Origin of the sequence: Streptomyces sp. NPDC014894, from assembly GCF_043080985.1 — a bacterium.
GTDB lineage: Bacteria > Actinomycetota > Actinomycetes > Streptomycetales > Streptomycetaceae > Streptomyces.
Window position 1 is genome coordinate 243,657 of record NZ_JBIBWD010000011.1, and the last position, 7,338, is coordinate 250,994.

The 7,338-nt window shown below is 75.0% G+C and carries 6 protein-coding genes; 5 read left to right on the forward strand and 1 reads right to left on the reverse strand.

The features are described from left to right. Positions 1 to 359: 359 nt before the first annotated feature. On the reverse strand, positions 360 to 1,502 hold the full coding sequence (locus tag ACF089_RS26255; protein WP_392031171.1) for a threonine aldolase family protein: 1,143 nt from the start codon (positions 1,500 to 1,502) through the stop codon (positions 360 to 362). A 113-nt stretch (positions 1,503 to 1,615) separates the two neighbouring features. Between ACF089_RS26255 and ACF089_RS26260 the strand changes: the two genes are divergently transcribed. Genes ACF089_RS26260 through ACF089_RS26280 form a run of 5 tightly spaced genes read left to right on the forward strand, consistent with a single transcriptional unit; the run spans position 1,616 to position 7,098 of the window. Next, a complete protein-coding gene (locus ACF089_RS26260) occupies positions 1,616 to 2,533 on the forward strand; it encodes a Rossmann-like and DUF2520 domain-containing protein (RefSeq protein WP_392031173.1) in 918 nt (305 codons plus the stop codon). Next, the gene (gene panC / locus ACF089_RS26265) at positions 2,530 to 3,552 is read left to right on the forward strand and encodes a pantoate--beta-alanine ligase (protein WP_392031176.1); all 1,023 of its coding nucleotides are present in this window, start codon (positions 2,530 to 2,532) and stop codon (positions 3,550 to 3,552) included. The genes ACF089_RS26260 and panC overlap by 4 nt, the downstream gene beginning before the upstream one ends. Then, entirely contained in the window at positions 3,549 to 5,276 is a 1,728-nt protein-coding gene (locus ACF089_RS26270) for an L-aspartate oxidase (RefSeq protein WP_392031179.1), read from the forward strand. The genes panC and ACF089_RS26270 overlap by 4 nt, the downstream gene beginning before the upstream one ends. Further along, positions 5,273 to 6,298 carry a carboxylating nicotinate-nucleotide diphosphorylase gene (gene nadC / locus ACF089_RS26275; RefSeq protein WP_392031181.1) on the forward strand — a complete coding sequence of 342 codons (1,026 nt, stop codon included), beginning with the start codon at positions 5,273 to 5,275 and terminating at the stop codon, positions 6,296 to 6,298. The genes ACF089_RS26270 and nadC overlap by 4 nt, the downstream gene beginning before the upstream one ends. Continuing rightward, the gene (locus ACF089_RS26280; RefSeq protein WP_392031184.1) at positions 6,298 to 7,098 is read left to right on the forward strand and encodes a type III pantothenate kinase; all 801 of its coding nucleotides are present in this window, start codon (positions 6,298 to 6,300) and stop codon (positions 7,096 to 7,098) included. The genes nadC and ACF089_RS26280 overlap by 1 nt, the downstream gene beginning before the upstream one ends. Positions 7,099 to 7,338: the final 240 nt, after the last annotated feature.

Consider the following 7,338-nt stretch of genomic DNA (forward strand, 5'->3'; position numbering starts at 1 on the left):
CGTCCGGCGTTTGAGGACGGCCCTTGGATCGGGGCCTCCCGCACCAACGGGGTTCGAGCCGTTGCAGCCCGTCCGGCGTTTGAGGACGGCCCTTGGATCGGGGCCTCCCGCACCAACGGGGTTCGAGCCGTTGCAGCCCGTCCGGCGTTTGAGGACGGCCCTTGGCTCCGTGCCTCCCGCACCAACGGGGTTCGAGCCGTTGCAGCCCGTCCGGCGTTTGAGGACGGACCCTGCCCCCGGGCCACCCGCACCAACAGGGCCCGAGCACCCCCAGCCCGCCCGGCGCCCGCGCCCACCCCCCCGGGGCCACGCGGAGGCCCCAAACCTCAAGCCCCCCGCACCCCCACCCCCCGGAGGGGCTACCCCACGCGCCCCAAAAACCCCCGCACCGCCTCCCCCACATCCCCTTCCGTCCACTCCAACCCCGGCCCCGCCACCGTCACCTCCGTCATCGACGTCCCCGGAGCACCGCCCTCCGGATACCAGCCGCGGAAGAGCGTCACCCCCGTCTCCTCCGACTGCTCCAGCGCGGCCCGGCCCAGGCGCTCGGACTCGTACGGCAGCCACACATGGAACTGATGGGTGTGCGGCACCGGCGGATTCAGCCGGAACCACGGGACGCCCGCCTCGCGGAAGGCGTCCGCCATCGCCGCCGCGACCACCTTGGCGTGCGCGACGTACGACGGCAGCCTCGGCAGCTCCCGCTCCAGCCCCAGCAGCGCCGTCAGCGCCGCCGGGTACTGCTGGAAGACCAGGCCGCCGTACCGGTGCCGCCAGGCGCGCGCCTCCGCCATCACCTCGGCCGGGCCCGCCAGCGCGGCGCCCGACAGCGCGCCGAGCGACTTGTAGAAGGAGACGTACACGCTGTCCGCGAGCGCCGCGACCTCCGCCAGCGGGCGGCCGAAGTGGGAGGCGCACTCCCACAGCCGCGCGCCGTCGAAGTGCACCACCGCGTCCCGCTCCCGCGCCGCCTTCACCACCTCGGTCAGCTCGTCCCACTCCGGCAGCAGGAATCCGGCGTCCCGCAGCGGAAGCTCCAGCATCAGCGCCCCGAACGGCTCCTCGAAGTCGGTCACCTCCCGCGCCGTCGGCAGCCGCGGCTCCCGCGTCGGGTGGACCGTGCGCAATCCGCTGACCGCGCCGAACGCACCCCGTTCATGACGCTCGGGGTGCGCCATCGGATGCAGCGCCACCGTCGTGTCGCGGGTCCGCCCCGCCCAGCACCGCAGCGCCACCTGCTGGGCCATCGTCCCGGTCGGGAAGTACACCGCCTCCGGGAAGCCGAGCAGCGAGGCCACCCGCCGCTCCAGCTCCGCGACGACCCCGTCGCCGTACAGATCGGGGGTGTCGCCGGGATCGCAGACCTCGCCCGCGTCCGCCGCCAGCTGCGTCAGCCGCTCGCCGACGGTCCGGTCTGCCGGACCCCGCCACAGCATCCGCCGCGAACCGCGCCAGGCGGCCAGCCGGCGCCGCCGCAGGGCCTCTTCCGTCGTCTCGTCCATCGTCCGATCCTCGCCCACGGCCTGTGGACGACTCGAGGGGTTTATGGGGCGCTGGCGTAGCATGACGGGCACATCGTCCGGTACCCGCCGCGGACTGGAACGGAAGGCACCGCGTGATTCCCACAGCACCGCAAGAACCGCTCGACCCGCGCCACCGACCGGCCCGTCTGACGGTCGGCGTCGTCGGCGCGGGCCGCGTCGGACCCGCGCTCGCCGCGGCGCTCCAGCTCGCCGGCCACCGCCCCGTCGCCGTCTCCGGAGTCTCCGAGGCGTCCCGGCGCCGAGCGGCCGAGCTGCTCCCCGACGTCCCCGTCGTCCCGCCCGCCGAGGTCATGGCCCGCGCCGATCTGGTGCTGCTCACCGTCCCCGACGACGCGCTGCCCGCCCTGGTCGAGGGGCTCGTCGACACCGGCGCGGTCCGCCCCGGCCAGCTGCTGGTGCACACCTCCGGGCGGTACGGGGTCCAGGTGCTGGCCCCCGCGACCCGCGCCGGCGCCCTGCCGCTCGCCCTGCACCCCGCGATGACCTTCACCGGCACCGGCGTGGACGTCCAGCGGCTGGCCGGCTGCTCCTTCGGCGTGACCGCCCCGGACGAGCTGCGGCTGGCCGCCGAGGCGCTCGTCATCGAAATGGGCGGCGAGCCCGAGTGGATCGAGGAGCGGTCCCGCCCGCTCTATCACGCGGCCCTCGCGCTCGGCGCGAACCACCTGGTCACGCTGGTCGCCCAGTCGATGGAGCTGCTGCGCACGGCGGGCGTCGCCGCCCCCGACCGGATGCTCGGCCCCCTCCTCGGCGCGGCCCTGGACAACGCCCTGCGCTCCGGGGACGCCGCCCTGACCGGGCCCGTCGCCCGGGGCGACGCCGGCACCGTCGCCGCGCACGTCGCCGAGTTGCGCAAGCACGCCCCCGGCACCGTCGCCGGCTATCTCGCGATGGCCCGCACCACCGCGGACCGGGCCCTCGCCCACGGACTGCTCAAACCGGAGCTGGCCGAGGACCTCCTCGGCGTACTGGCGGAGGACGACCGATGATGACCGCGACCGCCCGCGACTTCGCGCTCGTCCCCGATCCGGAGCGGCTGGCGGCCGTCCTCCGCGACCGCGCCGCCCCCGGCCGGACGGCCGTCGTGATGACCATGGGCGCTCTCCACCAGGGCCACGCCGCGCTGATCCGCGCCGCCCGGGAGCGCGTCGGCGAGGACGGCTTCGTCACCGTCACCGTCTTCGTCAATCCGCTCCAGTTCGGCGCGGGCGAGGACCTCGACCGCTATCCGCGCACCCTGGACGCCGACCTCGACACCGCGCGGGCGGCCGGCGCGGACATCGTCTTCGCGCCCGCCGCCGCCGCGGTCTACCCCGGCGGAGCGCCGCTGGTCCGGGTGACCGCGGGCCCCGTGGGCGAGCTGCTGGAGGGCGCCAGCCGGCCCGGCCATTTCGACGGCATGCTCACCGTCGTCGCCAAGCTTCTCCATCTCACCCGCCCCGACCTGGCGTTCTTCGGGCAGAAGGACGCCCAGCAGCTCGCCCTGATCCGGCGGATGGTCCAGGATCTGAACTTCCCCGTGGAGATCGTCGGCGTCGCCACCGTCCGCGAGGACGACGGACTGGCCCGCTCCAGCCGCAACCGCTATCTCTCGCCCGCCGAGCGGGAGACCGCGCTCGCCCTCTCCCGCGCCCTGTTCGCCGCCCGCGACCGCCTCGCCGCCCAGCAGGCGCTGCGCGCCCGCGCCGAGGCCGCCCCCGGCGCCCCCGACCGAGCCGCCGCGCTCTCCGCCCTGGGCGAGGCGCGCGCCGCGGCCGACGCGGCGGCCGTGGCCCACGCCGCCCCCGGCGGGGCGGACGCGGTGCGCGCCGCCGCCCGCGCCGTCCTGGACGAGGCCGCCCGCGCCGCCCCGCCGCTCGCCCTCGACTATCTGGCCCTGGTCGACCCGGCCACCTTCACCGAGGTCCCCGACGGCCACGACGGCGAGGCCCTGCTCGCCGTCGCCGCCAAGGTCGGCGCCACCCGGCTGATCGACAACATCCCCCTCAGGTTCGGAGCCGCCTCGTGACCACCCACCGCGCGAAGGGCCCGGGCATACGGCTGGCCGCCCCCGCCCCCGGCTGGGCCATCACCGCGGACGTCGTCGTCGTCGGCTCCGGCGTCGCGGGCCTGACCTGCGCCCTGCGCTGCGCCGCCGCCGGGCTCTCCACCGTCGTCGTCACCAAGGCCCGGCTGGACGACGGCTCCACCCGCTGGGCCCAGGGCGGCATCGCCGCCGCGCTCGGCGAGGGAGACACCCCCGAACAGCATCTGGACGACACCCTCGTCGCGGGCGCGGGCCTGTGCGACGAGGAGGCCGTACGCGCCCTGGTCACCGAGGGCCCCGGAGCCGTCCACCGGCTGATCGCCGCCGGCGCCCGCTTCGACGCCTCGGCGGAGGGCGGCATAGCCCTCACCCGCGAGGGCGGCCACCACCGCCGCCGGATAGCGCACGCGGGCGGCGACGCGACCGGCGCGGAGATCTCCCGGGCCCTGGTCGGGGCAGTCCGCGACGCCGGGCTCCGCACGGTCGAGAACGCGCTCGTGCTGGATCTGCTCACCGACGCCGGCGGCCGGACCGCGGGCGTCAGCCTCCATGTCATGGGCGAGGGCCGGCACGACGGCGTCGGAGCGGTCCACGCCCCCGCCGTCGTCCTCGCCACCGGAGGCATGGGACAGATCTTCTCCGCCACCACCAACCCGGCGGTCTCCACCGGCGACGGCGTCGCCCTCGCCCTGCGCGCCGGGGCCGAGGTGTCGGACCTGGAGTTCGTCCAGTTCCATCCGACGGTCCTCTTCCTCGGCGCCGATTCGGAGGGCCAGCAGCCGCTGGTCTCCGAGGCGGTACGCGGGGAGGGCGCCCATCTCGTGGACGCCGCGGGCGTCCGCTTCATGGCGGGACAGCACGAGCTGGCCGAGCTGGCCCCCCGCGACATCGTCGCCAAGGCGATCATGCGGCGGATGCGGGAGCAGGGCGCGGACCACATGTATCTGGACGCCCGCCACTTCGGCGCCGCCATGTGGGAGCAGCGCTTCCCCACCATTCTGGCCGCCTGCCGGGCCCACGGCATCGACCCGGTCACCGAACCGGTGCCGGTCGCCCCCGCGGCCCACTACGCCTCCGGCGGCGTCCGTACCGATCTGCACGGCCGCACCACCGTGCCCGGCCTGTGGGCCTGCGGCGAAGTCGCCTGTACGGGAGTCCACGGCGCGAACCGGCTGGCCTCCAACTCCCTCCTGGAGGGACTGGTCTTCGCCGAGCGCATCGCCGCCGACATCGCCGCGCACCCCCCGGCCCCGGCGGGCGCGCCCGGGCCCGAGTCCGAGTCCGAGTCCGGGCCCGCCGCCGCGCTGCCCCTGATCGCGCCCGAGGCCCGCGCCGACATCCAGCGGATCATGTCCCACGGCGCGGGCGTGCTGCGCTCCGCCGAGAGCCTGCGGGACGCCGCCGAGGCGCTGGCGCGGATCGACCGCGCGGCCGCCGAGGGCGACGGCCGGGTCAAGGCCGGCGAGCCCGGGGTGGACTCCTGGGAGACCACCAACCTCCTCCGCGTCGCCCAGGTGCTGGCCGCCGCCGCGCTGGAGCGCGAGGAGACCCGCGGCTGCCACTGGCGCGAGGACCGCCCCGACCGGGACGACACCGCCTTCCACCGCCATCTGGTGGTCCGGGTCGCACCCGACCGTTCGCTCGTCGTCACCCGCACCGACGGCACCGCGTTTCCACCCACCGCCCCGAGGGAGCACCAGCCGTGAGCACGCCCGAAGAACGTCCGCTCCCCGTGGACGTACCGCTGATCCAGATCGGCTGCGGGGACTCCTGCGGCTGCGGTCAGGACGCAGGCGGCGAGGAGATCTACGAGTGCGGGCTCGACCCCGCGCTCGCCGCGCTGCTGGCCGAGGCCGGGCTCGACCCCGTCATCGTCGAGGACGTCGCCCATCTCGCGCTCAGCGAGGACCTCGACGGCGGCGTCGACGTCACCAGCGCCGCCACCGTCCCCGAGGACGCGATCGCCACCGGCGACTTCACCGCCCGCGAGGCGGGCACCGTGGCGGGGATCCAGATCGCCGAGGCGGTGCTCTCCGTCGTCGCCACCAGCGAGTTCGAGGTGGAGCGCCATGTCAGCGACGGCGACCGGGTGGAGGCGGGCCAGAAGCTGCTCTCCGTCACCACCGGCACGCGCGAGCTGCTGACGGGCGAGCGCAGCGCGCTCAACATCCTCTGCCGTCTCTCGGGCATCGCCACCGCGACCCGCGCCTGGGCGGACGCCCTGCAGGGCACGGGCGCGAGCGTGCGCGACACCCGCAAGACCACACCGGGGCTGCGCGCCCTGGAGAAGTACGCGGTGCGCTGCGGCGGCGGCGTCAACCACCGGATGTCCCTCTCCGACGCGGCCCTCGTCAAGGACAACCACGTGATCGCGGCGGGCGGTGTGGCACAGGCCTTCAAGGCGGTACGGGAGGCCTTTCCCGAGCTGCCCGTCGAGGTTGAGGTGGACACCCTCCACCAGGTCCGCGAGGTGCTGGACGCGGGCGCCGACCTGATCCTGCTGGACAACTTCACCCCGGCCGAGACCGCGGAGGCCGTCGCCCTGGTCGCCGGCCGGGCGGTCCTGGAGTCCTCCGGCCGGCTCACCCTCGCCAATGCCCGCGCCTACGCGGAGACCGGCGTCGACTATCTCGCGGTGGGGGCCCTGACGCACTCCTCGCCGATCCTGGACATCGGCCTCGACCTGCGCGAGGCGTCCTCCTCCGAGCCCGGAGAGGCGGATGCCTGATGCTGCTCACCATCGACGTCGGCAACACCCACACGGTCCTCGGCCTCTTCGACGGGGAGGAGATCGTCGAGCACTGGCGCATCTCGACCGACGCCCGTCGCACCGCCGATGAGCTGGCCGTACTCCTTCAGGGCCTGATGGGCATGCACCCGCTGCTCGGGGTCGAGCTGGGGGACGGCATCGAGGGCATCGCGATCTGCTCCACCGTCCCCTCGGTCCTCCACGAGCTGCGCGAGGTGACCCGCCGCTACTACGGGGACGTCCCGGCGGTCCTGGTCGAGCCCGGCATCAAGACCGGGGTGCCGATCCTCATGGACAACCCCAAGGAGGTCGGCGCGGACCGCATCATCAACGCGGTGGCGGCCGTGGAGCTGTACGGGGGGCCCGCGATCGTCGTGGACTTCGGTACGGCGACGACGTTCGACGCGGTGAGCACCGCGGGGGCGTACACGGGCGGGGTGATCGCCCCGGGCATCGAGATCTCCGTGGAGGCGCTCGGCGTGAAGGGGGCCCAGCTCCGCAAGATCGAGCTGGCCCGTCCGCGCAGCGTGATCGGCAAGAACACCGTCGAGGCCATGCAGTCCGGCATCGTCTACGGCTTCGCCGGGCAGGTCGACGGGGTCGTTCGCCGCATGAAGAAGGAACTGGCCCCGGAGAACCCGCAGGACGTGACCGTCATCGCCACCGGCGGCCTCGCCCCCATGGTCCTCGGCGAGTCCTCCGAGATCGACGAACACGAGCCCTGGCTCACCCTCATCGGCCTCCGCCTCGTCTACGAACGCAACATCGCCCGCATGTAGCCCCCACCCCCCCACCCGGCGCTCGAGGACGGCCCCGGGCCCCGGGTGCCCGCACGGGACAGTTCCAGCCCGTCCGGCGTTTGAGGACGGACCTGGGCGACTTGGTCCTGGCACTGTGCGGGTCCTTGTCGGGGGCCTGCCCCCGATCCCCCGCGCCTCAATCGCCGGCGAGGCTGGAATGGGCGACCCGCGCCGTGAAATCCAGCCGGTCCGGCGTTTGAGGACGGAGACCTGGGCCCT

Excerpts from the sequence above, each read along its gene's own strand:
- panC (WP_392031176.1), top strand. The coding sequence starts at position 2,530 with ATGATGACCGCGACCGCCCGCGACTTCGCGCTCGTCCCCGATCCGGAG.
- ACF089_RS26255 (WP_392031171.1), bottom strand. The coding sequence starts at position 1,502 with ATGGACGAGACGACGGAAGAGGCCCTGCGGCGGCGCCGGCTGGCCGCC.
- ACF089_RS26280 (WP_392031184.1), top strand. The coding sequence starts at position 6,298 with ATGCTGCTCACCATCGACGTCGGCAACACCCACACGGTCCTCGGCCTC.